We start from the raw sequence: 23,576 nt of genomic DNA on the forward strand, positions 1-23,576 counted from the left end.
AGAGGCTCGGGCACGCCTCGGCGTGTCGGCCTGTGGGACGCGCCAGCCTGGCACAGGAATCTCTCAGGTTCCTCTGAACCCGCGGCCTTCCGGCCGGCAGTGGGATCGTGCCGGCGGTCGTACCGCCGACCGTGCCGACGGCGGCACGGGAACGCGTCGCGGGCAGGGCTGTGCGCCGAGTTCCTCGCCCGAGCTGATCGGACCCGGCAATCGGGGCAGCCCGTCCTCGCCGCGCGCACGGACGACGACCGGCCTGACCAACAGGTGCCGAAGCTGTCGTTCGGCCCGGGTGGCAGGGCCGTTCGTCCCCTGCCGCGCATGCCCGCCGCCGCGCTGTGCTGGAAGGGGACCGGACCGAAGGTCGCCGCGACAGCCGGACGAGGTGTGCCATGGACAGTTCCACCAGCCCCACCCTCCCGGCGCGACTGCGCCGCTTTGCGGGCACTGTCGCCTCCCCCCGGCTGGAACCCGCGCTCCTGGCCGTCACCGCGGCGGCTCTGACGGCCGGCGGCATCGCCCGGCTCGTCGGCGCCGGCGACCTCGCGGACCTGTTCTGGGGACTGGGCACGGTATCCGCCGTCGCGCCCGCGGTGGTGTGGGTGCTGCACGCGCTGCGCCACGGGCGCGCGGGCGTGGACCTGATCGCCGTGCTGGCGCTGGGCGGCACCCTGGCCGTGGGCGAGTACCTTGCCGGAGCCCTGATCGCGCTGATGCTCGCCACCGGCCGCACCCTGGAGGCCGCCGCCCAGCGGCGTGCCTCCCACGACCTGCGTGCCCTGCTCGAACACGCGCCACGCTCGGCACGCCGCCGTACGGGCGCCGGGGTGGACACGGTGCCGCTGGCCGAGGTCGGGGTCGGCGACCTGCTCGTCGTGGGGCCCGGCGAAGTGGTCCCCGTGGACGGCCGCGTGGAGAGCGCGGGCGCCGTCCTCGACGAATCGGTCCTGACCGGTGAACCCCTCCAGGTGGAGCGTCCCCGGGGCGAACCGGTCCGCAGCGGTGTGGTCAACTCGGGCGGCGCCTTCGAACTGCGCGCGACCGCGACCGAGCAGGACAGCACCTACGCGGGCATCGTCCGCCTCGCCCAGCAGGCCGGGGCGGAGTCCGCGCCCGTGGTGCGGCTCGCCGACCGCTACGCGGCCTGGTTCCTTCCCCTGTCCCTCCTGGTGGCGGGTCTGGCCTGGCTGATCAGCGGCTCCGCCGTACGGGCGGTCGCCGTCCTGGTGGTCGCCACACCCTGCCCGCTGCTGCTGGCCGCGCCGGTCGCGATCGTCTCCGGTCTCTCCCGCGCCTCCCGCCTGGGCGTCGTCATCCGCGACGGCGGCGCTCTGGAGAACCTCGGCCGCGCGCGCACGCTCCTGCTGGACAAGACCGGCACCCTCACCGGTGGCCGCCCCCGCGTCCTGGACGTGACAGCCGCTCCCGGTCGCAGGCCCGCGGAGGTGCTCCGTCTGGCGGCGTCCCTCGACCAGTACTCTCCGCACGTCCTCGCCCACGCCATCGTCGACACGGCCCGGGAACGAAAGCTGGAGCTGTCGGTTCCGGCGGATGTCACCGAGGAGCCCGGACGCGGTGCCGCCGGCACGGTGGACGGGCACCAGGTCCGCATCGGCCGTCTCCACCCCTCTGAGTCACTGCCTTCCTGGGCCCGCGCCGTCGACAACCGTGCCCTCCTCGACGGCGCGTCCGTCGCCTGGCTGACCGTCGACGGCCGGACCGCCGGGGCCGTCCTCCTGCGCGACCCCGTCCGACCCGACGCGGCCCGTACCCTGCGCCACCTGCGAGCGGCGGGTATCGAACGGCTGATGATGCTCACCGGCGACCGCGCCGAACCCGCCCAGGAGGTCGCCGCCGTCCTCGGTCTCGACGACGTGCGCGCCGGACTCGGCCCGGCCGACAAGGTCGCCGTCGTACGCGCCGAACGCGAACGCGCGGTCACCGTGATGGTCGGCGACGGCGTCAACGACGCGCCCGCTCTCGCCGCCGCCGACATCGGCGTCGCCATGGGGGCACACGGCTCCACCGCCACCTCCGAGGCCGCCGACATCGTCCTGACCACCGACCGCGTCGACCGTCTGGCCGACGCCGTCACCATCGCCGTACGGGCCCGGCGCATCGCCGTACAGAGCGCGCTCGGCGGCATGCTGATGTCGCTCGCCGCCATGGCGGCAGCCGCCTTCGGCCTCCTCCCACCGGCGGCCGGCGCTGTCCTCCAGGAGGGCATCGACGTCGCCGTCATCCTCAACGCCCTGCGCGCCCTGCGTGTCGGCCAGTCCGCACGACCGGCCCTCACGCCCGCCGCCGAAGCCCTCATCCACCGCTTCGCGGCCGAACACGACGACCTGCAGGACGTCCTCGAAGCCGTACGCGACGCCGCCGACCGGCTCTCCGACGGCCCCGGACCCAAGGCCCTCGCGGCCGTCGAGGAGACCTACCGGCTCCTCACCGAACGGCTGCTGCCCCACGAACACGCCGAAGAACACCAGCTCTACCCCGCCCTGGCCCCCACCCTGGGCGGCCCCGAGGCCACCGCCACCATGAGCCGCGCCCACACCGAGATCGAACGCCTCTCCCGCCGTATCGCCACCCACCTGCGCCTGGCCCACGCCGACGGCGGCCTCACCCCCGGCCAACTGGACGACCTCCGCTCCAGCCTCTACGGCCTCAACACCGTCCTGCGCCTGCACTTCACGCAGGAAGAGGAGAACTACTTCTCGCTGGCCCCGTGAGAACACGCCGAGGTCCGGCCGCGGTTCCGGAGCGTTCACGACGAGGCCGCTCCCGGCCGACTGCCGCCGGATCCGCACCGCTCGGCGGGACATGTCCGCCGCGTCGTCGCGCCTCCCTGCCCCCGGGTGGGCTGCGGCAAGGCCGGACAACGCCCTGGCCGGTCGAATCCAGGGCGGCTCGGGTGTGTACCGGTCGTACATCTCACGGAAGTCGGCGGGTGCCTCCTGGTACCGGTCGACGGCCGCCCCGGCCGTCCGTCGTCACCCGGCGCGGCGCCGAGGCCGGTCGAGGCCGTGGCCTCCCCACGCCGATCGTCCACGGTCCTCGGGACCGTGCCGGATCTCGCCGACGCCGCGACGAACGGCCCGGGTTTCGGGACCGGACGGCCCTGGTGGCCGCCGCGGGCGGGTTCAAGGATGGTTCTTGTCGCCTCGCGAGGGGCCGGCAGTCGGCACGTTCCCGAGGACCCAGGAGCTCGCGATGGAAGCCTTGGTCAAGACGTTCACCGCAGCCGGACGGAATCCGTCGATCCGGCCTCCGGCCCGGCGGGTCCCGGCCCGCGGGCGGGGATGATGAGCGTCGGGGCGAACGTCGCGGAGCCCGGCGGCCGGGTTGACCGGCCGGACGGCGCCGCGCCCGGTCCGGACACGCAGCCGGCTGTACAGGGGCTGCCCGCCGGAGACGTCCTCACCACGTTGGGCACCTCGCCGCGGGGGCTGTCGGCGGCGGAGGCAGGCACCCGACTGGAGCGGTACGGGGCCAACGAACTGCCCCGTTCCGGGCGGACGGGCGTGTGGCGGCAGCTGGGAGCCCAGTTCACGGACCTGTTCGCGCTGGTGCTGATCGTCGCCTCGGGGATCACCTTCCTCGCGTACGAGCTGGAGCAGCCCCGTGACCTGGGTACCTTGCAGCTCGCCTTCGCCATTCTGGGCGTGGTGGTGCTCAACGCCGTCATCGGTTTCGCGCAGGAGTACTCGGCGGAGCGTACGGCCGAGTCACTGCAGGCGATGGTTCCGCACACGTGCCGGGTGCTCCGCGACGGTGAGCGGCTGGAGCTGCCGGTGCGCGAGCTGGTGCCGGGGGACGTGGTGGTCGTGGAGGCCGGGGACGCGGTGTCGGCCGACTGTCGCCTCGTCGAGGCGCACGAGCTGTCCGTGAACAACGCTCCGCTGACCGGGGAGAGCAACGCGGTCGGACGCACGGCCGAAGCGGTGTCGACCGGGCCACCGCTGGAGGCCCGCAACTGCCTGTTCATGGGCACGGACGTCGTCGCCGGATCGGGCAGGGCCGTGGTCTTCGCCACCGGCGTGGCAACGGAGTTCGGGAAGATCTACCGGCTGGCCGCGGCGGCACCGCGGCAGAAGACCCCCCTGCAGCGTCAGGTGGCGTCGATGGCACGGCGCGTGGCGGGGGCGGCCCTGGCGATCGGCGCACTCCTGTTCGCTGTGCGGCTGCCCACCGGGGAGCCGCTGGTGTCCCTGTTCGTGTTCGCGCTCGGGGTCATGGTCGCGCTCGTTCCCGAGGGGCTGCCCGCTACGCTCTCGGTGTCGTTGGCCATCGGCGTACGGCGCATGGCGCGGCGGCACGCGCTGGTCAAGCGGCTGCTCGCGGTCGAGGCGCTCGGCTCGACGACCGTCATCTGCACCGACAAGACCGGAACGCTCACCCAGGCGGAGATGACCGTCGCCAGGGTGTGGGCCGATGGTCTCCTGCACTCCGTGTCGGGTGTGGGGTACGCGCCCGACGGCGAGGTCGACGATCCGGCCGCGGTGCGGGAGCTGCTGCGCGTGGCGGGGCTGTGCTGCAATGCCCGGCTCGTCGCGCCGACGGGCCTTGAGCACTGGCGGGTGCTCGGCGACACCACTGAAGGAGCACTGCTGGTCGCGGCGGCCAAGGCCGGTGTCGACCTGGACGCGGCGGAGGCGGCGGCACCACGCGTCACGGAATTCCCGTTCGACTCGGACCGCAAGCTGATGACCACGGTGCACCGCAGCGGTGCCGATCACCACGCCTATGCCAAGGGAGCGCCCTCCGAGCTGCTGGCCCGCTGCACCTCGATCGTGTGGAAGGGCGAGCGCCGCCCACTGACCGAGGAGACGCGCGCGGCCGTCGCCGCCGCGAGCGACGACCTCGCGGCCCAGGGGCTACGGGTGCTGGCTGCGGCGTGGCGCGAGGTGTCCGGGCCGCGACCCGCGCAGGAGGAGGCGGAGTCCGGGCTCACACTGCTCGGCCTGGTCGGCATGCTGGACCCGCCGCGTCCCGAGGTCACCGACGCGGTGGGGGCCTGCCGCCGGGCCGGTATCCGCATCGTCATGGTCACCGGCGACCACCCACTGACCGCAGAGGCGGTCGCCCGCCGGGTGGGGATCGTGCTCGGGCCGACCCCCGTCGTGGTGACCGGCACCCGGCTCGACACCCTGGACGACGACGCGCTGGACGCGCTGCTGGCCGAACCTTCGGAACTGCTCCTGTGCCGGGTCAGCCCGGAGCACAAGATGCGTGTGGTGACCGCCTTCCAGCGGCGCGGCGAGGTCGTGGCGGTCACCGGGGACGGCGCGAACGACGCGCCGGCCCTCAAGCACGCGGACATCGGGGTGGCGATGGGCGCCTCGGGCACCGACGTCGCCCGGGAGGCGGCCTCGATGGTGCTGCTGGACGACTCCTTCGCCTCCATAGCCACGGCGGTGCGGCTGGGCCGCTCGGTCTACCAGAACATCCGCAAGTTCCTCGTCTACGTGTTCTCCAGCAACATCGGCGAGCTCGGCCCGATCCTGGCCGCCACGTTCGCCGGGTTCCCGCTGGTGCCCATCAGCGCGGTGCAGATCCTGGCGATCGACCTGGGTTCCGACGTGATGCCCGCGCTGGCGCTGGGAGCGGAACCGCCGGAATCCGATGTGATGGACCGGCCGCCCCGCTCCCGGCGGCAACCGCTGTTCTCGGCCGCGGTGGTGGGACGGATCCTGTTCCTGGGCGGCATCCAGGCTCTCGGCGTGTCCGCCGTGTTCTTCTGGCACATCCACTCCGCAGGCATCCCCTTCGGTGACTTCACCGAGGACAACCCCGTCTACCGGGAGGCGGTCACCATGGTCCAGGCCGGGATCGTACTCAGCCAGTTCTTCGTCTCCCTGGCCGTACGCACCGACCGGCAGAGCGTCCTGAAGGCCGGGCTGCTGTCCAACCCCGCACTGCTGGTGGCCGGGTCCCTCGGTATCGCCCTCATGGCCGCGATCAGCTATCTCCCCCCGCTCCAGGCGGTCTTCAACACCGCGCCCCTGGCCGGCGGGGACTGGGCACTCCTGGCCGGACTCGGGGTGCTGCCGTTGTTGGCGGACGAGGCCCGCAAGGGGTGGCTTCGTCATCACCGTGCCACCCGGAAAGGGGTGAACCGATGAGAGTGATCATCGTGGGCTGCGGACGGGTGGGTTCCACACTCGCCGTCCAGCTCGCCGCCGAGGGGCACGACGTGCACGTCGTCGACCGGCGACCGAAGGCGGCCCGGCTGCTGCCCGACACCTCCCGCATCCACTTCCACGTGGGAAACGGATACAGCCGGACCGTACTGGAGGCGGCCGGCGTCGACCACGCCGACGCCTTCGTGGCCGTCACCTCCGGGGACAACAGCAACATCGTCAGCGCGCGGACGGCGAGGGAGACGTACCGGGTGCCGAATGTCCTCGCCCGCATCTACGACCCCCGGCGCGCCGACATCTACCGCGAACTCGGCATCCCCACCATCGCCAGCGTCCGCTGGACGGTCCACCGGATCCACCAGATGCTGCTGCACCGGCACCTCTCCCCCGAGATCAGCTTCGGCAGCGGCGAGACCCTGCTCTACCGCTCCGAACTGCCCGCCTATCTGGCCGGACGGCGGCTTACCGAGTTCGACGTCGACGGCGAGATCCGCGTCGTCGAGGTCACCCGTGGCGGCCACTCCCTCATCCCCGCCCACAGCACCACCGCCCGCCCGGACGATCTGGTCACCTTCGCCGTCGCCACCACCGCGCTGGGGCGGCTGCGCGGCTTCCTGGACAAGGAGCTGGGGACATGAACGTGATCATCGCCGGGGCCGGACGGCTGGGCACCCAGATCGCCCAGGTGCTCGTCGCCGCCCACAACGAGGTGACGCTGATCGACATCGACGACGACCGCATCGCCGAACTGGAAGGCCGTCTCCCCCTCCGTCTGGTCGCCGGAGACGCCTGCGAACCCGCCCTCCTGGAACACGCGGGCGCCCTCACCGCCGACCTCGTCATCGCCACCACCGGCGACGACGAGGACAACCTCGTCATCAGTCTGCTCGCCAAACGACAGTTCGGCGTCGACCGCGTCGCCGCCCGCGTCAACGACGCCGAGAACGCCTGGCTGTTCGACCGGCGCTGGGGCGTCGACGTCGCGGTCCCCTCCGCCACCCCGCTGATCTCCCTCATCGAGGAGGCCACCGGCGCCACCGACACCGTCGCCCTGCTCCGGCTGAGCAAGGCGGGCGTCAATGTCATCGAGACCGCGATCACCGCGCGGTCCCGGACCGCGGGCCACGCCCTCGCCGACGTACGACTGCCTGCGGGTACCGTCGTCGCCACCATCGTCCGCGACGGACGACCGACCCAGCCCACACCGGCGTTCACTCTCCGGGCCGGCGACGAACTCCTGCTGGTGTCCCACTCCGCCACCGAGCAGGAGGTCCGCGCGGTATTCCAATGACGGCCGGGGGAACCCGAGCGGGAAGCCGTATCGGTTCCCGGGCCTGTGCTTCCTCACGTCAGGATGCGCGACGGTCAGGGCAGCGTCCGGCACGCCGAAGCCCGCCTGATCCCCGCGCCGAACATCTCGAACCGCCTCGGGGACTCCCGCCGCTCCACTCCGCGTCGCACGCCGGCCGAACCACTGATCCCCACCGTGGGTTGCCCCACCACCTGGTCCGACCGAGTCGTCCTGGCGGGGCGCGGACGGGCAGCGCCGGACCCACTGGACGGCACCGGAACCCCACCCCCGCCCGGACCGCCTCGGACCGCGTCAGACAGGCCCGGGCCCGCTGCGCCGAAGGTGCCTCAGGGTCGGAAGCAGTGGCCGCCCGGTACGGCCCGGAGGCTTGCGCTGTGCGAGGAGCGCGGTCGGAGACGCCGACGCACGCCGTCAGCGAGGCGGGTGGGGCGCGCCGGCATCGGGGGTGACGCGCTCGGCCTTCGCTGCTTCGGCGAGGGCCTCGGCGGCGGCTTCGGCGGCCTGGGCCTTGTCGTTGGCGGCCTGGGCGACCATGTCGTCCGAGGGTTTCTCACGGGTGGCCGGCGACTGGGGCAGCACCTCGGTGAAGGCGCGGGACATGCCCTGGAGCGCGGAGGTGATCTCGCTGGGGATCACCCAGAAGTTGTTGCCCTGGCCCTGCGCGAGCTGGGGCAGAGTCTGGAGGTACTGGTAGGCGAGCAGCTTGGGGTCGGGGTCGTTGCGATGTATGGCCTGGAACACCTCGTCGATGGCCCGGGACTGGCCCTCGGCCTGGAGGATCGCAGCGGTCCTGTTGCCCTCCGCGCGCAGGACGGCGGCCTGTTTGTCGCCTTCGGCGGTGAGGATCTGCGACTGGCGCTGCCCCTCGGCCCCGAGGATCGCGGCTCTCTTGTCCCGCTCGGCCCGCATCTGCTTCTGCATCGCGTCCTTGATGGACTGCGGAGGGTCGATGGCCTTGATCTCCACCCGGTTGACCCGCAGCCCCCACTTTCCGGTGGCCTCGTCCAGCACTCCACGGAGCTGGCTGTTGATGGTGTCCCGTGAGGTGAGGGTCTTTTCCAGGTCCATGGATCCCACGACGTTGCGCAAGGTGGTCACGGTGAGCTGTTCGACGGCCTGAAGGAAATTCGCGATCTCGTAGAAAGCCGCTCGCGGGTCGGTCACCTGGAAATACAGAACGGTGTCGATCTCGACGACCAGATTGTCCTCGGTGATGACCGGTTGCGGTTTGAAGGAAACGACCTGTTCCCGCAGATCGATCACCGGGTGAACGCGGTCGATGAAAGGGATGACGAGACTGAGGCCGGGATCCAGCGTCCGGTGGTAGCGGCCGAGCCGCTCGACATTGCGGGCGCGTGCCTGGGGCACGATACGGACCGCCCGCACCACGGCGAAAACCGCGATCAGCGCGACGATCAGGCCGGCGATGAGGAACGCTGAGGTTTCCATGGCTTCAGTCCCGGGGGTAGACGATCGCGGTGGCGCCGCTGATCTCCATGACGTCGACGGTCTTTCCAGGTGGAATCACCAGCGTCTCGTCGTAGGCGCGGGCCGTCCACTCCTCACCGTCGATACGGACCCTGCCGCCTAGGCCCGTCACCTCCGAGACGACGTAGGCAGCCTTGCCGACCAGCGCGTCCACCCCGAATCGCTCCACTTGGGGCCGGAGCACATGGCGCAGCGCGACGGGGCGCACGAACAGTACGGCGACTGTCGAAACGATGGTGAAAACCAGGAACTGCAGAGGCAGCGGCAGCCCGGCCGCGGCGGATCCCGCCGTGACCAGGGCGGCGGCGCTCAGCAGTCCGAGCGCGGCGGTAAGGGTGAAGATCTCCGCCACAGCCAGCACGGCTGCGACGATCAACCAGATCAGCCATGGATCCATTGCGTGCCTCTTCTGACCGGTGCGGGCGCGAAGGGCCTGACGCATACCATTGGACCCCGGTACGGACAGCCGCGATACCCCTGGGAAAAGGAATCCTGCCGACCCATCGGTGGTGCGCCTGTGCAATACGCATACCTATGCGGGAGGTGCCATTCGTCGCACCGGACGCGCAGGGTCACCAATCATCACGGCTGTCGGACGCGAGCCAGCCGCGCGGCGCCGAACGACACGTCGAAACGGTCGCACCAGATGCTCACACTGCTGTAGCCCGACGGATCCACGCCCCTGGGCAGGGCGTAGTTCTGGCTTCCCTTGTTGCCTTTGAGCCCGCCGAGGCTGACGTACTTCCCGTCGTCGAAGACATGCCACCCGGCCCGTCCCTCCTTCACCGGTGCGTCGGTCAGCCAGACGCGCAGGGCCGGTCCATTGCTGGTGTCGAGGTTCTCCAGCCGGACCACATGGGAGCCGTCGGCCAGCCGTACGAGCTTCACCGTGCCCGATGTCGCGTGCTCGTGGCTGATCAGCTCACCACTCGCCAGCGTCCACGGGCCGGCGGCCGAGGGCTGCTCGGCGGGTTCGGCCGAGGCCGCCGCAGCAGTAGGAGGCACGGAAGTCTCCACCACCACCGGCAGGGCTTCCTCGACGGTCTCGTCCTGCCACAGCTTCCACGGCTGGAACCAGTACAGCCCGAAGCCGACCCCGGCGACCGCCGCCACCAGCACCGCGATGACCGACGGCCCGGTCAGTGCCTTCCGCACGCGCCCCATCCCCGCCCCTTCTCCTCGGAGTTCGCTTGTCCTCCATTCAACGGAGACGGGCAGCCGTTCCGTACCCCTCAGGTGATGACGGAATCCTTACGCGCCGGTCGGCATGCGGGACGGCCGGGCTCAGCGGTACTCGGGGCCTTCCGCCCCCGGCCGGCAGTCGGCGTCCCGTTCCGTGCGCTGGTTGCCGTGGGCGGGGACTCCTCACACCGTCCTCGTCGCCGGTGATCAGACACCCGCCGACCCGCCCGTAATAGACCTACTGGCCCTGGGAGTCGAGGAGGCTGGAGCAGTTGTAGAGCCGCTCGACGGTCTGTTTGGTGACGGAGCTGTTGTCGTCGCCCAGCCGGATGGGTCCGGCCGGTACCAGGATGTCCGCGGCCGTCATCCGCTCGCACAGTGCGGGCCAGGCGTCCGTGGCGAAGCCGTGGTCGGTCATGTCCGGGAGGACCACGACGCGAGCTCGGCGTCGACGACGACCAGCCGCCGCCACCCGGGGGTCTGCTACACCTCCTGCCCCCGCAGGTCATGTGCGTACCCGAGCCTCAGGATCTGCGACAACAAGTCGGCGCGACGCAACAGCGGTTCGACCACGTCCCGTGTGACGTGTACGTGTTCCCCAGGGGCCCACAAGCCCTCGACCGGAGCCGCGCCGCGCCGGCCGGAATGCGCCGGGAAACCGTCCGGCACGTCATGAAGTGCAGCCATCCCACATGCCTCCTCGCAGAACGGACCCACACAGGTCGCCCGTCGGCCGCGTCTCGGAATGGAACGCCTGCCCTGTGGTTGCCGCCCTACTCCTGGGACACCTGTTGCCCATCAGGAAGACAGCTGATCCTTCCCGGGGGTTGTGCTCGTCCCGCCACTCGCCCCGCGACGGCACCCTCCTTCGGGGCAGTGGTCACGAGTGCGTGGTCGGCGCCTTCTCGTCGGTCGGCCGGGGGCGCGCCGGTGCCGATCGACACCGACCCACGATCCGGCCGACCCGCCGACGTCGCCGCAGCCGGTCACCGGCCCCACCACGAAGTCGGCGACTCCGCATCGGCCCGGCCGAATTTAGTAGCCATGGATATAGTGTCCATGTACTGTATCCGTCATGAGCCCCACACCCGAGGACGCGACCCCCGGCTACCTGGTCTGGCGTCTGTCGACGAAGTGGCGCGTGGCCGTCGACCGGGCGGTCGCCCCTCTGGGGCTGACCCACGCGCAGTACGCCCTGCTCGCATCGCTGCACGGCATGCGGCGGGCCGGTACGCGCCCCAGTCAGCGGCAGCTCGCCGACCACACCGGGCTCGAACCGCTCTACGTGTCGAAGCTCGCCCGCGCCCTGGAGACCGCCGGTCTGCTCGAACGTGCCCGGGACCCGCAGGACCCACGTGCGGTGCGGCTCACCCTCACCGCGGAGGGCGGCGAGGTCACCCGGCGCGCGATCACGGTCGTACAGGGGCTGCTCCAGCAGTTGCTGGAGCCCCTCGGCGGACTGGACAGCGAGCGCACCCGGGACTTCACCCGCGAACTGGCACTACTGCTCGACACCCCTCTCCACGCCGACCCCGAGACGGAGCAGTCATGACCGCACCCACCTCAGCACCCTCGCCCGCGACTCCCGTCGCGCCCGTGCTGAATCCCCGCCTCATAGCCGTCACCCACTACGCCGCGCGTGCGGTGCTCGAAAACGTGCTGGCCCGGCACGGCGCCACCTTCCAGCAGTCGGTGACGCTCAGGCTCATGGCCGTCGCCGACGGGCCCGTCGACCGCGAGTGGCTGGTCGGCGAGGTCGTCGACGCGCTGAAGATCGACGAGGGGGCAGTGCGCACGGTGATCGGGGAGCTGGTCGAGAGCCGGCTGCTGGCAGCCGGGTCCGCGACCGCCCTCGCCATCACGGACGCGGGACGCAAGCTGTACCGCACGACAGCCGCCGAGACCGCCCCGGTCTCCGCGCGGATCTACGCCGGTATCCCGGACAGCGATCTGGTCACGGCCGGCCGGGTGCTGTCGCTCATCCACGAGCGGGCGAACGCGGAGCTGGCCGCCACGGCCGGACCAGGGGCGGAATGAATAACCGCTCGGGCCGGTTACCGCTTCCGAAGGAGGCACGAGTGGAGACCACGACGTACACGTACTACGACCACGGAACCGCCGCCGAGCGCTGGGAGCGGGCCGGACTGTTCTTCGACGCCAAGGACTACGCGGGCGCGGCCCGTGTCCTGGACGGGCTGGTCAAGGAGGTGCCGGAGCAGACCGCGCCCCGGCTGCTGCTGGCCCGCGCCTACTACCACTCGGCCCAACTCCAGCGCGCCGAGGCCGAGTTGCGTGTCCTCGTCGAGCGCGACCCGGTGGAGCAGTACGCCCGGCTGATGCTCGGGCGCACCCTCCAGCGCCAGGGCCGCCACGAGGAGGCCGCACCGCACATCAAGCTGGCCTCGGCCCTCGCGGGCGACTTCGAGTAGGTCTCCGTACGACGGACAGGACCGGCGGGACACAGCACGGCCCGGCTCACCCTCCTGGGAGGGGAGCCGGGCCGTCTCACGTTCCTACTGCGCGCCGACCCGCTCCCCGCGCGTGCCGTTGCCGCGCCGGTGGTCGATCTCGCCCAGGATCACGTCGACGGCGATGAACGCGGCCAGCGGAATGCCGAGCAGCGGAACGTAGTAGCCCACGACGGCCACGCCCGCCATCAGCGTCACGAGGAGCAGCGGGGGCACCTGCTGCCAGGCACCGCGCGGGATCGGGCGGCCGAAGGCGGAGGCCCGGCCGCGCTGCCACCACATGCGGTAGCCCCACAGGATCAGCAGGACGAGGGAGAGCGCGAGGGCCATCAGCACGAGCTGGTTGACGATCCCGAACAGGACGCCGGTGTGCGCGTCGATGCCCCAGCGGGTCAGTTTCGCGAGCACCGGGTAGTCCGCGAACCGGAGGACGTCCAGGACCTCGCCGGTCGACGGGTCCACGGCGACCGCGTCCTGCTTGGTGGGCCAGCTGCGCTGGACCTGCTTGACGACGTACGCGGAGGACTCGTCCGCGGGCGGGACGATCTCGACGGGGTCGCTCAGGCCCTCGGCGCGGGCCGCGGCCAGCACCTTGTCGAGCCCGACGCCGTGCTCACCGGTGCTCCCGGCACCGGCCGCCGCGCCATGGCCCGTGTGCTCGCCGCCCGCCGCCGCCGAGACGGACGGGGTGGACTGGCCGAGGGAGGTGCGCAGGACGTCGATGTTGGCACCCGCGTACGTCGACCAGGTCAGGCCGGTGGCGGAGAGGAAGATGAAGCCGGCCGAGGCCCAGACGCCGACGGTGCCGTGCAGACCGAGGGTGCGGCGCCGTCCGCTGGTGCCGCGCACCTTGCGCCGGCTACGGCGGCGGGCGAACCACAGCACCAGACCACCGCCCGCTATCACCCACAGCCAGCTCGCGGCGAGTTCGCTGTAGAGGCGGCCGTTCTCACCGAGGTGCAGATTGCGGTGGAACTCGCTGAGCCAGGTTCGCAGCGGCAGCGCTCCCGTCGAACCGTACTGTTCGAGCGCGCCCTCCACCTTCGCGGTGTACGGGTCGACGAACACGGCGAGCGTGTGGTCCGCGCCGACACCGGCGACACCGGACAGCATGACCCTCGTCGTGGCGTCGTCCTCGGGCGACGGGCGCACGGCCGCGACGGTGCCCTCGGGATGGGCCTTGCGGGCCGCGGCCACCTGCTCGGAGATCGGCAGCTTGGTGTCCCCCACGGAGACGGTGAACTCGTCGGCGTAGATGATCTTCTCGGCCTGGAAGGAGGCCGCGTACAGGGCACCGCTCAGGGCGGCGACCAGCAGGAACGGGGCGACGAGCAGGCCGGCGTAGAAGTGCAGCCGCAGGACGAGCGGCCGGAGTGTGGCGGCTGCGGACGGTTTCGCCGGGGCGGAGGGTTTCGACGAGTCCGGTGCGTCCGGGACTTCGTCCGTCGTGGTCGTGGGAGCGGTGGACATCGGCGGGCTTCTCCGGTGGGCTGGGGAGGATGAGCGGGGAAGACGGCTGTGGGGGCGCACGGCGGTAGGGGTGGGCGTCGGTGGGCGGTACGACTGTGGGGACGGTTCAGTAGTCGGGCCGCCGGACCGTCGAGTTCCCGGCCCCGTAAGTGATGTGGGTCACATCGGCGGCCACTGGAGGTCGGAGGCGCATGGCATCCTGACGCCATGGCAACTCCCCATGACCCGAGCGCCCTTGCCGACCGGGTCGAACGACTCCTCGCCGTCGGCGGCCCCTTGCCGATCTTCTCCGCCGGCGACCCGGTGCTCCGCCGGGGCACCGTGCCCTTCGACGGGCAGCTCGCCCCTGAACTGCTGGCCCGCTTCGTCGAGGCACTGCGCGAGACCATGCACGCCGCCCCGGGCGTCGGTCTGGCGGCACCTCAGGTCGGGGTGGGACTGCGGATCGCGGTCGTCGAGGACCCGGCACCGGTGCCGGAGGAGGTGCGGCTGGTGCGCGGGCGCGTGCCGCTGCCGTTCCGGGTGCTGGTGAATCCGTCGTACGAGGCGGTCGACGCCGACCGGGCCGCGTTCTTCGAGGGCTGTCTGAGCGTCCCGGGCTGGCAGGCCGTGGTGTCCCGGCCCGCGGCGGTGCGGCTCACGTGCCAGGACGAGTACGGGCACGCGGTGGACGAGGTGTTCACGGGGTGGCCGGCCCGGATCGTCCAGCACGAGACCGACCATCTCGACGGCACGCTCTACCTCGACCGTGCCGAGCTGCGCTCACTGTCCTCCGGCGCGGCCATGGCGGAGCGGTGGGCGCAGCCGTCCCCGGCACGGGCGGCCGAGGAGCTCGGGTTCCCCCTCTGACCACCCGCCTCCTCCGACCACCCGCCTCCTGCGACCACCCGCCCCCGTCGGCCGCCGGTCCTACTTCCCGTCCCGGTAGGCCTCAAGCAGCCGCAGCCAGACCTCACTGATCGTCGGATACGACGGCACCGCGTGCCACAGCCGTCCCAGCGGCACCTCGCCGGCGACGGCAATGGTCGCCGAGTGGATCAGCTCGCCCACGCCGGGGCCGACGAAGGTCACGCCGAGCAGGGTCTCGCGGTCCAGGTCGACGACCATGCGGGCGCGGCCCCGGTAACCGTCGGCGTACAGGCCGGCGCCCGCCACCGAGGAGAACTCCACGTCGACGGCGTGCACCCGGCGGCCCGCCTGTTCCGCCTCGGCGAGGGAGAGGCCGACGGACGCCGCCTCCGGGTCGGTGAAGACGACCTGCGGCACGGCGCCGTGGTCGGCGGTGGCCGCGTGGGCGCCCCAGGGGGCGGGCTCCAGTAGGGGTGCGCCGGCCGCGCGGGCGGCGATCGCGCCGCCCGCGATCCGGGCCTGGTACTTGCCCTGGTGGGTGAGGAGGGCGCGGTGGTTGACGTCGCCGACCGCGTACAGCCACTCGCTGCCGGTGACCCGGAGGCTGTCGTCGACCGACAGCCAGGAGCCCGGCTCCAGGCCGACCGTGTCGAGGCCGATGTCGTCGGTGCGCGGGGCGCGTCCGGTGGCGAAGAGGATCTCGTCCGCCTCGATCCGGTCACCGGTGTCCGTGACCGCCACGACGGTGCCGTTCTCCCTGGTCACCGACTCGACCGAGGTGCCGGTACGGACATCGGTGCCCGCCTCCGACAGTGCCTCGGCGACCAGTTCGCCCGCGAACGGCTCCATGCGGGGCAGCAGTCCCTTGCCGCGGACGAGCAGGGTGACCCGCGAGCCGAGCGCCTGCCAGGCGGTGGCCATCTCGACGGCGACGACACCGCCGCCGACCACGATCAGGCTGCCGGGCACCGACTTGGCGCTGGTCGCCTCCCGGCTCGTCCAGGGCCCGACCTCGGCGAGGCCCGGCAGGTCGGGCAGTCGGGCGCTGGTGCCCGTGCACACGGCGACCGCGTGCCGGGCGGTCAGCGTCCGCGTCGAGCCGTCCTCGCCCGTCACCGTCACCGTGCGCGGGCCGGCCAGGCGTCCCTCGCCCCGGTAGAGGTCGGCGCCGATGCTCTCCAGCCAGCCGATCTGTCCGTCGTCCTGCCAGTTCGAGGTCTCGTAGTCGCGATGGGCGAGGACCGCTTCGGCGTCCAGTGGGCCCTGGACGAGGTGGCGCAGGCCGGGCACCCGTCGGGCGTCGGCGCGGGCGATGACCGGGCGCAGGAGTGCCTTGCTGGGCATACAGGCCCAGTAGGAGCACTCGCCGCCGACCAACTCGCTCTCCACGACCGCGGTGGAGAGGCCGGCCGCACGGGTGCGGTCGGCGACGTTCTCCCCCACGGGTCCGGCACCGAGCACCACGACGTCGTACACGTTGGTTTCCGTTTCCGTCATGGGGTCAGTCTGGTAGGTGGCGTGGCCCGTGGCCACACGGGTATGGGCGCGGAATACGCGGTGGCCGGGCCGTGTTGTGCGAGCGCCACCGGCAATGACGCGACAGCGGGAAGAAGGGGAATCAGGTCATGAGCAGCACCGTGGAGCTGACCAAGGAGAACTTCGACCAGACGGTCACGGAGAACGAGTTCGTGCTGATCGACTTCTGGGCGTCCTGGTGCGGGCCGTGCCGTCAGTTCGCCCCGGTGTACGAGAAGGCCGCCGAGGACAACCCCGACCTGGTGTTCGGCAAGATCGACACGGAGGCGCAGCCGGAGCTCGCGCAGGCCTTCGGTATCCAGTCGATCCCGACGCTGATGATCGTCCGGGACCAGGTCGCCGTGTTCGCACAGCCGGGCGCCCTGCCCGAGGCCGCCCTGACGGACGTCATCGGGCAGGCCCGGAAGCTGGACATGGACGAGGTCCGCAAGTCGGTCGCCGAACAGCAGGCCCAGCAGGGCGAGTAGCCAGGCCGGGCCGCGCCCCCTCAGGGGCGCGGGGAACTGCGCGACCAGCCACGACGGACGCGCAGTCGACAACGCACCGCAGCGTTCTAGAAGGGGTACGGCGCCACGTCTCCGCGCACGGTCGTCCAGCGGACGTCGGTGAAGGCCTCCAGGTTGGACTCCCCACCGAACCGCGCACCCGTGCCGGACGCGGCGACCCCGCCGAAGGGCGCCACGGCCTCGTCGTTGACCGTCTGGTCGTTGATGTGGACGATCCCGGTCGGGATGCGTTCGGCGAGGTCGAGCCCGCGTGCCGTGTCACGGGTGACGATGCCGAGGGAGAGCCCGTAGGGGCCGACCGCGGCGAGGGCGGCGGCCTCGTCGGCGGTGGCGAACGAGCGTACGGGCGCGACGGGCCCGAAGACCTCCTCCGCGTACGCGGGGGTGCTGTCGTCGACCTCGGCGAGAACCGTCGGCCGGTAGAACAGCTCCTCGTGCGTGCCACCGGCGGCGAGCCTCGCGCCGCTCGCCGTACTGGCCTCCACCAGGCCGTGGATCTTGGCGAGCTGGGAGCCGTCGATGATCGGGCCGAGGTGGACCTGCGCGCGGTGCGGGTCGCCGACGGCGAGGGAGTCGGCCTTGGCGGCGAGCCGCTCGACGTACTCCCCGTACAGCGACTGGTGGACGAGGTGGCGGCCGGTCGTCATGCAGATCTGGCCCTGGTGGAAGAAGGAGCCCCAGGCGGCGGTGGAGATCACCGCGTCGAGGTCGGCGTCCTCCAGGACGATCATGGCGGAGTTGCCGCCGAGTTCGAGGTGGGCGCGCTTGAGGTGACGGCCGGCCGCCTCGCCGACGGCCCGGCCCGCCGCCGTGGAGCCGGTGAAGGAGATGACGGGCACCAGCGGGTCGGCGACCAGCGCCTGGCCGGCGTCCGGGCCGCCCGGCAGGACGTGCAGCAGGTCCTCGGGCAGGCCCGCCTCGGCGAAGACCGCCGCGAGGGAGAGCCCGCCGCAGACCGCCGTGCGCGGGTCCGGCTTCAGGACGACCGCGTTGCCCAGCGCGAGGGCCGGGGCGACGGAGCGGATGGAGAGGATCAGCGGGGCGTTGAACGGCGAGATGACGCCGACCACCCCGACGGGCACCCGCCGGGTGTAGGACAGCCTGGGCGCCTCGGAGGGCAGCACCTGGCCGGCCGGGCGGGAGGCGAGGGCGGCGGCCTCGTAGCACTCCTGGGCGGCGACATGCAGTTCGAACTCGGCCTTGCCGGGTATCGAGCCGGACTCGCGGACGATCCAGTCGCGCAGTTCGTCGGTGTGCGCGGCGAACAGGTCTCCCGCCCTGCGGAGCACTCCGGCACGCACGAAGTGCGGGGTGCGCGCCCAGGCCGCCTGCGCGGCACGGGCGGCCTGCGCGGCCGGTCCGACGTCCTCGCCGGTGGCGAGCACGACCGTGCCGAGCGCCTCGCCGGTGGCGGGCTCGGTGACGGTGTACTCGGGGCCCGAGAGGGGACGGGCGGAATGGGACTGCCAGGTCTTGGGGTCGAGCAACGGCATTGCGGCTCTCCGTTTCGTCACCGGCGGGACGCGCGGAGCGACGCGGGTCCCGTGTGGTTCGCGGCCGTTCGTCAGCCGCGGGGCGGGATGCGGTGATCCGGTGCGCGGCAGAGCAGCACGCGGCGTCCGGTGGTCGACGGCATCCCCACTGGTTGAGCGTGCAACATCCTAGTCACGCCGTAGGAGAACCGCGCCGCCCAAGTCGACGCGCGCGGACGGCGGTTCAGCTGGAGTCGCGGTGGACGAGCGTCGCTCCGTGGACGTGGTGGGTCTCGGCGTCGGCACCGGGGTTGCGCACGGCGCGGTCGACGAGTTCCGCGAGATCCCGGCCGGCCGGGAGTTCGATGTGCACCGTGCTCAGCCTGGGCCGCAGCAGCCGGCCGAGGAGCAGGTCGTCGGCGCCGACCAGCGCGGTGTCGTCCGGCACGGTGACGCCCGCGTCCCGCAGGGCCCGCATCAGGAGCATCGCGTACTCGTCGTTGAACGCGAAGACGCCGTCCAGGCCGAGTTCGGGCCAGCGGGTGGCGAGACGGGCCGCGGACTCCTCCTCGTACGCGAGCGGCAGCACGGTCACCGAGGCGTCCGTGCCCTCCACTGCGCTGCGCACCCCGTCGAGGCGGGGCTTGGAGAAGACCTTCAGGCCCGGCTCCTCGGGCACCACGACGCCGATCCGGCGGCGGCCACGGGCGTACAGGTGCGCGCCCGCGACGCGGCCGACGCCCATGTGGTCGACGAGCAGGCTGTGCGCGCCCTCGATGCGCTCCGAACCGAGGGTGACGACGGCCCGGGCGCCGGAGCGCTTGAGGACGGCCACGCCCTCCGGTCCGATCCCGCCGACGGGCACGAGGACGGCGGCGGGCCGCAGCTCGGCCCAGGCCCGGGCGGCCTCGTCGCCGCGCAGGCCGACGGAGGCGTACTGGACGACCGTGTAGTCGAGGCGGCTGAGCGCCCACTGGAGTTCGTTGATGAACTGGCTGTAGAGCGGGCCGATCGGCACGCTCGGCGCGGGCATCAGGACCAGGCGGCTGTGTCCGGCCCGCAGGCTGCGGGCCGCCGCGTGCGGAACGTACCCGAGTTCCTTCGCGGCCTCGTGGACGCGACGGCGGGTTGGTTCGCTGATCCGGACGGCACTCGTGTTGTTGAGGACGTAGGAGACGGTTGCGCGCGAGACGCCGGCCAGGCGTGCCACATCCGCGCTCGTGGGCACGGAGCGCGGCTGGGGCGTCGCCGGGACGGCCGAATTCGGTATCTGCACCATGACGTACGGCATCTTTGCAGAAGCTCGGGGCACAGTTTTGACCGGGGGAACTTCGCAATCGACCCGATAGCAAAGGCGGTTGACGAAAGCGCTTCAGGAAAGCGCTTTAGCGAAACGCCTTTAAAGATCATTCCCGGCCGCCGCGGACCCGTTGTCCAACCACTTCACGGCCGCACCCGGCACTGCCGCACACTGAACGCGCTTTCCGGACACCCGGAGTCAAGTCCCTTTCGGGTACGACCGGTTGACCACCCCCGCACGCCGGAGTGCGACCGGTGCAGTTGGCCGAAACTCGCTCTCAACACGAAGGCGTACCGCCCGTGATCCGGTCGACGAGGTCGATCCAGCCCGCCTCCAGCCGCTCAGGTGCCATCCCGCACTGCTTGGTCAGGTGGTGGATGAGGGCCGGATCCAGATATCCCATCAGCGTTTTCGCGAGGAGTTCGCAGTCTGCGCCCGGAATCACCTGGCGCAGCAGCATGGTGACGTGGGCGGACAGCACCAGGCGCGGTGCGGAAGCGAAGCGGCGGCCCGGTTCGCCCTCGGCGGCCAGTTGCAGTTCCAGTTCGTCGACGGCCCGGCGCAGCACCGCGACTCCGAACGCGCGCAGCCGCTCCACCGGCGGCGCCCCGGGTCCGAGGGGAGGCGGACCGGTCAGGAACGCGGCCTGGAGTTTCCGCTCCGAACGGTCGAGCAGGGCCATCAGCAGGCCGGTGCGGTCCCCGAAGCGGCGGAACACGGTCCCCTTGCCGACCTGGGCCGCGGCGGCCACCGCCTCCATCGTCAGGCCGGCCGCGCCGAACTGTTCCACCAGCCGTGCGGCGGCCTCCAGCAGGCGGGCGCGGTTGCGCGCGGCGTCGGCACGCAGGCACGGCTCATCGGCCTCGACGCCGGCGCCGATACCGGCACCCAGTTCCAGGAGCAGGTGCTCGCCGGGCCGCCGCTGGGGCGCCGGGAAGGGCGGCAGGGAGTCGGACATGAAGCCAGCGTAACGCCTCGGAAGAAAACTGGACCACGGTCCGTTTCACTGGTACAACTCTAAACGGACCTCGGTCCGGATCGTCACGGCAATGTTTCAACCCTCTGTGGAGTCACCCATGTCTGTTCGCATCCTCGCCCTCGTCGGCAGCCTTCGCGCCGGTTCCACCAACCGCCAGCTCGCCGAGGCGGCCGTGAAGCTCGCCCCCGAAGGCACCGAGGTCGTGCTGTTCGAAGGCCTCGCCGACGTTCCGTTCTACAACGAGGACATCGACGTGGAGGGCAGCCTGGCGCCCTCCGTCGTCGCACTGCGCGAGGCCGCCAACTCGGCCGACGCGCTGCTGCTCTTCTCGCCCGAGTACAACGGCACGATTCCGGCCGTCCTGAAGAACGCCATCGACTGGCTGTCCCGCCCGTACGGCGCCGGCGCCCTCACCGACAAGCCGCTCGCCGTGGTCGGCACCGCGTACGGCCAGTTCGGCGGCGTCTGGGCGCAGGACGAGGCCCGCAAGGCCGCGGGCATCGCCGGTGCCAAGGTTCTCGACGTCAAGCTCGCCATCCCCGGCTCGCTGGTCCGCTTCGCCGAGACGCACCCCTCCGACGACGCCGAGGTCGTCGCCCAGCTGACCGAGGTCATCGGCCTGGTCCACGGCGAGGCCACGTCCGCCGCCGCCTGATCGACCGACGTACGTACGCACGGCGGAGGGCCGGAGCCACACAGGCTCCGGCCCTCCGCCGCACCCCCCTGCCTCAGCCCAGCTCGGCCGCGCGCCGCACCGCCGGGGCCACGAACTGCTCGATCCACGCCGCCGGTTCACCCGTACGCGGTCCCAGCATGACCGTCTCGATGCCGAACCCGGCGTAGCCCTCGATGTCCCGGACGAAGGCGTCGACGTCGTTCTTCTCGGGCGCGTCGCCCATGTAGAGAAGCGTCCTGGTGATGTCGTCGTACGGGCGTCCCACGCTGTCGCAGTGGCCGCGCAGGACGTCGAGCTTGTGCCCGACCTCCTCCGGGGTACTGGCGAACAGGTTGCATGCGTCCGCGTACTGGGCGACCAGGCGCAGGGTCTTCCGCTCTCCCCCGCCACCGATCATGATCTCCGGGCGCGGTGAACTGACGGGCGCCGGGACGCAGAGGGTCTCGGCGAGCCGGTAGTGCGTGCCCTCGAAGGGGCCGTTGGTGTCCGGGTCCCACATCTGGAGGCAGATCCGCAGGGTCTCCTCCAGCCGCTCGAACCGCTCGGCCGTCGCCGGGTACGGCACCCCGAGTCCCTCGTGCTCCCGGTCGTACCAGGCAGCCCCGATGCCGAGGGTGGCCCGCCCGCCGGAGAGGACGTCGAGCGTGGTGGCGATCTTGGCGAGCAGTCCGGGGTGGCGGTACGTCACGCCGGTCACCAGCGCGCCGAGGCGGACCGTGGAGGTGTGGGCGGCGAGGAAGCCGAGGGTCGTGTAGGCCTCCAGCATGGGGTCCTCGGCGCCGCCGTTGAACTCCATCTGGAAGTAGTGGTCCATGACCGTGAGCCGGTGGACACCGGCCGCCTCGGCCGCGGCACCGGCCGCCGCCAGCTCGGGGCCGAGCGCGGGCCCGCCTCCGGGGTGGTTGAACCGGTTGATGTGCACGCCGAGCCGCATGTCCGTCTCCGTTCGCCTGCATCCAGCGGTGTTCCAGGAACGACGCTAGTTCTTGGAGCGCACGCGAAGTCAAGCCCGGGGCTGGGCCGCCTCGGCCGCCTCCTGCTTCTTCGACGCCCGCAGGCTCGTCACGGTCGTGACGGCCAGGACGAGGACGATGAAGCCGAGCGAGAAGGGGATGGAGATCTCCGGGACGTGGACGCCGGACTCGTGCAGCGCGTGCAGCACCAGTTTCACGCCGATGAACCCGAGGATGATCGACAGGCCGTAGCTGAGGTGCACCAGCTTCTTCAGCAGGCCGCCGATGAGGAAGTACAGCTGGCGCAGGCCCATCAGGGCGAAGGCGTTGGCGGTGAAGACGATGTACGGGTCCTGGGTGAGCCCGTAGATGGCGGGGATGGAGTCGAGCGCGAACAGCACGTCCGTGGAGCCGATCGCGAGCATGACGACCATCATCGGCGTCATGATGCGCTTGCCGTTCTCCACGACGAACAGCTTGGTGCCGTGGTACCTGTCCGCGACGCCGAACCGTTTCTCGGCCATCTTGAGCAGCTTGTTCTCCTCATACTCCTCGGCCCCCTCCCCGTGCGAGCCCTTCTTCGCGTCCTGGACCAGTTTCCAGGCGGTCCAGATGAGGAAGGCGCCGAAGATGTAGAACACCCACGAGAACGTGGAGATGATCGCCGCGCCCGCCGCGATGAACCCGGCACGCAGCACGAGGGCGACCAGGACGCCGACCATCAGCACCCGCTGCTGGTATTGCGAGGGCACCGCGAACTTGCCCATGATCAGCACGAAGACGAAGAGGTTGTCGACGCTCAGCGACTTCTCGGTGATGTACCCGGCGAAGAACTCACCGGTGGGCTTGGACCCGCCGTAGACCGCCAGCCCGAGTCCGAACAGACAGGCGAGGACGACCCACACCACGGTCCAGGTGCCGGCCTCCTTCAGGGACACGTCGTGGGGTTTGCGGCCGATGAAGAAGTCGGCGGCTACGAGGACGCACAGGCCGACGACTGTCAGCGTCCAGACGGCGAATGAGACGTTCACAGGTACTCCAGAGGAAGGGGGGCAATGGCAGCGTTGTCATCACCCGTGATCATTTCCACCCCAATGCGGTGAACAACGATTCATCACCTGGCAAAATCCCCAGGTCAGTGACGCGGTTGCCGTTCCGGCCGCGACGGGGCCGACCGGGCTACCCGCCGGATGGCGGGCAAGTCCCGCCGTACGGCGGTGTGCCGGAAGGGGGCGGACGCCCGGA

The 23,576-nt window shown here is 71.5% G+C and carries 20 protein-coding genes and 1 pseudogene; 10 read left to right on the plus strand and 11 right to left on the minus strand.

Annotated elements, in window-relative coordinates:
- The first annotated feature begins 389 nt into the window (after positions 1-389).
- The 4 genes from OG595_RS04205 (at position 390) to OG595_RS04220 (ending at position 7,431) form a co-directional block, all read left to right on the plus strand.
- Complete coding sequence (locus OG595_RS04205; protein ID WP_329267904.1) at positions 390-2,729, plus strand: heavy metal translocating P-type ATPase; 2,340 nt, start codon at positions 390-392, stop codon at positions 2,727-2,729.
- Between the two features lie 573 nt (positions 2,730-3,302).
- Positions 3,303-6,122 carry a cation-translocating P-type ATPase gene (locus OG595_RS04210; RefSeq protein ID WP_329267906.1) on the plus strand — a complete coding sequence of 940 codons (2,820 nt, stop codon included), beginning with the start codon at positions 3,303-3,305 and terminating at the stop codon, positions 6,120-6,122.
- Entirely contained in the window at positions 6,119-6,778 is a 660-nt protein-coding gene (locus OG595_RS04215) for a potassium channel family protein (RefSeq protein WP_329267908.1), read from the plus strand. Before OG595_RS04210 ends, OG595_RS04215 begins: the two co-directional genes overlap by 4 nt.
- On the plus strand, positions 6,775-7,431 hold the full coding sequence (locus OG595_RS04220; protein WP_329267910.1) for a potassium channel family protein: 657 nt from the start codon (positions 6,775-6,777) through the stop codon (positions 7,429-7,431). The genes OG595_RS04215 and OG595_RS04220 overlap by 4 nt, the downstream gene beginning before the upstream one ends.
- A gap of 432 nt (positions 7,432-7,863) precedes the next feature.
- On the opposite strand, the gene OG595_RS04225 is transcribed toward OG595_RS04220, so the two are convergent.
- The 4 genes and pseudogenes from OG595_RS04225 to OG595_RS45295 form a co-directional block, all read right to left on the minus strand.
- On the minus strand, positions 7,864-8,901 hold the full coding sequence (locus tag OG595_RS04225; RefSeq protein ID WP_329267912.1) for an SPFH domain-containing protein: 1,038 nt from the start codon (positions 8,899-8,901) through the stop codon (positions 7,864-7,866).
- 4 nt (positions 8,902-8,905) lie between these two features.
- Positions 8,906-9,337 (minus strand): NfeD family protein, encoded by a 432-nt coding sequence (locus OG595_RS04230; protein ID WP_329267915.1) that lies wholly within the window; start codon positions 9,335-9,337, stop codon positions 8,906-8,908.
- Positions 9,338-9,522: 185 nt separating this feature from the next.
- Positions 9,523-10,104, minus strand: coding sequence for a DM13 domain-containing protein (locus tag OG595_RS04235; protein WP_329267918.1), 582 nt, complete (start codon positions 10,102-10,104; stop codon positions 9,523-9,525).
- A 259-nt stretch (positions 10,105-10,363) separates the two neighbouring features.
- Positions 10,364-10,552: pseudogene (locus OG595_RS45295) on the minus strand (flavodoxin family protein); the annotation flags it as partial.
- 645 nt (positions 10,553-11,197) lie between these two features.
- Here OG595_RS45295 and OG595_RS04245 point away from each other — a divergent pair.
- Genes OG595_RS04245 through OG595_RS04255 form a run of 3 tightly spaced genes read left to right on the plus strand, consistent with a single transcriptional unit; the run spans position 11,198 to position 12,551 of the window.
- Positions 11,198-11,674, plus strand: a complete 477-nt coding sequence (locus OG595_RS04245) for a MarR family winged helix-turn-helix transcriptional regulator (RefSeq protein WP_329267922.1) — start codon at positions 11,198-11,200, stop codon at positions 11,672-11,674.
- Positions 11,671-12,159, plus strand: a complete 489-nt coding sequence (locus OG595_RS04250) for a MarR family transcriptional regulator (protein ID WP_329267925.1) — start codon at positions 11,671-11,673, stop codon at positions 12,157-12,159. The genes OG595_RS04245 and OG595_RS04250 overlap by 4 nt, the downstream gene beginning before the upstream one ends.
- 41 nt (positions 12,160-12,200) lie before the next feature.
- Positions 12,201-12,551: a tetratricopeptide repeat protein gene (locus tag OG595_RS04255; protein WP_329267927.1), complete on the plus strand. Its 351-nt coding sequence runs from the start codon at positions 12,201-12,203 to the stop codon at positions 12,549-12,551.
- An 84-nt stretch (positions 12,552-12,635) separates the two neighbouring features.
- Here the strand turns inward: OG595_RS04255 and OG595_RS04260 are convergent, their stop codons facing one another.
- A complete protein-coding gene (locus OG595_RS04260; RefSeq protein WP_329267929.1) occupies positions 12,636-14,060 on the minus strand; it encodes a PepSY-associated TM helix domain-containing protein in 1,425 nt (474 codons plus the stop codon).
- Positions 14,061-14,267: 207 nt separating this feature from the next.
- Between OG595_RS04260 and OG595_RS04265 the strand changes: the two genes are divergently transcribed.
- Positions 14,268-14,909 (plus strand): peptide deformylase, encoded by a 642-nt coding sequence (locus OG595_RS04265; RefSeq protein ID WP_329267931.1) that lies wholly within the window; start codon positions 14,268-14,270, stop codon positions 14,907-14,909.
- A gap of 60 nt (positions 14,910-14,969) precedes the next feature.
- On the opposite strand, the gene OG595_RS04270 is transcribed toward OG595_RS04265, so the two are convergent.
- Positions 14,970-16,406, minus strand: coding sequence for a dihydrolipoyl dehydrogenase family protein (locus tag OG595_RS04270; protein ID WP_329267933.1), 1,437 nt, complete (start codon positions 16,404-16,406; stop codon positions 14,970-14,972).
- A gap of 128 nt (positions 16,407-16,534) precedes the next feature.
- Here OG595_RS04270 and trxA point away from each other — a divergent pair, with 128 nt between their 5' ends.
- On the plus strand, positions 16,535-16,912 hold the full coding sequence (gene trxA / locus OG595_RS04275; RefSeq protein ID WP_006376459.1) for a thioredoxin: 378 nt from the start codon (positions 16,535-16,537) through the stop codon (positions 16,910-16,912).
- Between the two features lie 86 nt (positions 16,913-16,998).
- Here the strand turns inward: trxA and OG595_RS04280 are convergent, their stop codons facing one another.
- From OG595_RS04280 to OG595_RS04290, 3 genes are all read right to left on the minus strand, one after another.
- Positions 16,999-18,444, minus strand: a complete 1,446-nt coding sequence (locus tag OG595_RS04280) for an aldehyde dehydrogenase family protein (RefSeq protein ID WP_329267936.1) — start codon at positions 18,442-18,444, stop codon at positions 16,999-17,001.
- 223 nt (positions 18,445-18,667) lie between these two features.
- On the minus strand, positions 18,668-19,702 hold the full coding sequence (locus OG595_RS04285) for a LacI family DNA-binding transcriptional regulator (RefSeq protein WP_443072957.1): 1,035 nt from the start codon (positions 19,700-19,702) through the stop codon (positions 18,668-18,670).
- A gap of 298 nt (positions 19,703-20,000) precedes the next feature.
- Positions 20,001-20,681, minus strand: a complete 681-nt coding sequence (locus OG595_RS04290) for a TetR/AcrR family transcriptional regulator (protein WP_329267940.1) — start codon at positions 20,679-20,681, stop codon at positions 20,001-20,003.
- Positions 20,682-20,799: 118 nt separating this feature from the next.
- Between OG595_RS04290 and OG595_RS04295 the strand changes: the two genes are divergently transcribed.
- Entirely contained in the window at positions 20,800-21,357 is a 558-nt protein-coding gene (locus tag OG595_RS04295) for an NADPH-dependent FMN reductase (protein ID WP_329267942.1), read from the plus strand.
- A gap of 73 nt (positions 21,358-21,430) precedes the next feature.
- Here the strand turns inward: OG595_RS04295 and OG595_RS04300 are convergent, their stop codons facing one another.
- Both OG595_RS04300 and OG595_RS04305 read right to left on the minus strand, forming a co-directional pair.
- Entirely contained in the window at positions 21,431-22,312 is an 882-nt protein-coding gene (locus OG595_RS04300) for an LLM class F420-dependent oxidoreductase (RefSeq protein ID WP_329267944.1), read from the minus strand.
- A 69-nt stretch (positions 22,313-22,381) separates the two neighbouring features.
- Positions 22,382-23,362, minus strand: a complete 981-nt coding sequence (locus OG595_RS04305; RefSeq protein WP_329267945.1) for a TerC family protein — start codon at positions 23,360-23,362, stop codon at positions 22,382-22,384.
- Positions 23,363-23,576 lie beyond the last annotated feature (214 nt).

This window comes from Streptomyces sp. NBC_01451 (assembly GCF_036227485.1).
GTDB lineage: Bacteria > Actinomycetota > Actinomycetes > Streptomycetales > Streptomycetaceae > Streptomyces.

What these genes read in the sequence shown, in the direction of transcription:
- OG595_RS04205 (WP_329267904.1), top strand. Translation starts at nt 390, where the DNA reads ATGGACAGTTCCACCAGCCCCACCCTCCCGGCGCGACTGCGCCGCTTT.
- OG595_RS04210 (WP_329267906.1), top strand. Translation starts at nt 3,303, where the DNA reads ATGAGCGTCGGGGCGAACGTCGCGGAGCCCGGCGGCCGGGTTGACCGG.
- OG595_RS04215 (WP_329267908.1), top strand. Translation starts at nt 6,119, where the DNA reads ATGAGAGTGATCATCGTGGGCTGCGGACGGGTGGGTTCCACACTCGCC.
- OG595_RS04220 (WP_329267910.1), top strand. Translation starts at nt 6,775, where the DNA reads ATGAACGTGATCATCGCCGGGGCCGGACGGCTGGGCACCCAGATCGCC.
- OG595_RS04225 (WP_329267912.1), bottom strand. Translation starts at nt 8,901, where the DNA reads ATGGAAACCTCAGCGTTCCTCATCGCCGGCCTGATCGTCGCGCTGATC.
- OG595_RS04230 (WP_329267915.1), bottom strand. Translation starts at nt 9,337, where the DNA reads ATGGATCCATGGCTGATCTGGTTGATCGTCGCAGCCGTGCTGGCTGTG.
- OG595_RS04235 (WP_329267918.1), bottom strand. Translation starts at nt 10,104, where the DNA reads ATGGGGCGCGTGCGGAAGGCACTGACCGGGCCGTCGGTCATCGCGGTG.
- OG595_RS04245 (WP_329267922.1), top strand. Translation starts at nt 11,198, where the DNA reads ATGAGCCCCACACCCGAGGACGCGACCCCCGGCTACCTGGTCTGGCGT.
- OG595_RS04250 (WP_329267925.1), top strand. Translation starts at nt 11,671, where the DNA reads ATGACCGCACCCACCTCAGCACCCTCGCCCGCGACTCCCGTCGCGCCC.
- OG595_RS04260 (WP_329267929.1), bottom strand. Translation starts at nt 14,060, where the DNA reads ATGTCCACCGCTCCCACGACCACGACGGACGAAGTCCCGGACGCACCG.
- OG595_RS04265 (WP_329267931.1), top strand. Translation starts at nt 14,268, where the DNA reads ATGGCAACTCCCCATGACCCGAGCGCCCTTGCCGACCGGGTCGAACGA.
- OG595_RS04270 (WP_329267933.1), bottom strand. Translation starts at nt 16,406, where the DNA reads ATGACGGAAACGGAAACCAACGTGTACGACGTCGTGGTGCTCGGTGCC.
- trxA (WP_006376459.1), top strand. Translation starts at nt 16,535, where the DNA reads ATGAGCAGCACCGTGGAGCTGACCAAGGAGAACTTCGACCAGACGGTC.
- OG595_RS04280 (WP_329267936.1), bottom strand. Translation starts at nt 18,444, where the DNA reads ATGCCGTTGCTCGACCCCAAGACCTGGCAGTCCCATTCCGCCCGTCCC.
- OG595_RS04285 (WP_443072957.1), bottom strand. Translation starts at nt 19,702, where the DNA reads ATGGTGCAGATACCGAATTCGGCCGTCCCGGCGACGCCCCAGCCGCGC.
- OG595_RS04290 (WP_329267940.1), bottom strand. Translation starts at nt 20,681, where the DNA reads ATGTCCGACTCCCTGCCGCCCTTCCCGGCGCCCCAGCGGCGGCCCGGC.
- OG595_RS04295 (WP_329267942.1), top strand. Translation starts at nt 20,800, where the DNA reads ATGTCTGTTCGCATCCTCGCCCTCGTCGGCAGCCTTCGCGCCGGTTCC.
- OG595_RS04300 (WP_329267944.1), bottom strand. Translation starts at nt 22,312, where the DNA reads ATGCGGCTCGGCGTGCACATCAACCGGTTCAACCACCCCGGAGGCGGG.